The sequence below is a fragment of the Algoriphagus lutimaris genome, assembly GCF_017051705.1.
Classification (GTDB): Bacteria; Bacteroidota; Bacteroidia; order Cytophagales; family Cyclobacteriaceae; genus Algoriphagus; species Algoriphagus lutimaris.
The window spans coordinates 1-289 of sequence record NZ_JAFIDJ010000025.1 but is presented as its reverse complement, the minus strand read 5'-3'; the positions used below and the strand labels follow the sequence as shown (position 1 = coordinate 289).

The 289-nt window shown below is 64.4% G+C and carries 1 protein-coding gene; it reads left to right on the top strand.

Going from position 1 to position 289, the window contains the following annotated elements; genetic code table 11:
• A partial coding sequence (locus JYB62_RS19630; RefSeq protein ID WP_205647091.1) for a hypothetical protein occupies window positions 1-289 on the top strand: 289 nt, incomplete at both ends.

The window sequence follows — 289 nt, the reverse complement described above, 5'->3', positions numbered from 1 at the left end:
CGGGCGGATCCCGGCTATCCCTACGAAGGCCTGCTGCTGGTCAGTTTCGCCGCCTATTTCCTCGCCGGCCTGCGGTTGTCGCAGGCATTGAGCTGTGCGTTGGTCGTGCTGCTCGCCTACCTGGGTTTCGAGTGGTGGGCGGGTACCCAGGAGCCGCTGGGCAACAACCTGCTGTTCCTGCTGTTCGGTAACCTGATCGGCGCGGTCGGCTGCTACCTGCTGGAGTTCAAGTCGCGCGAGCATTTCCTCATCAGCCGCCTGTTGCGGGTGATGGCCGACCACGACAGCC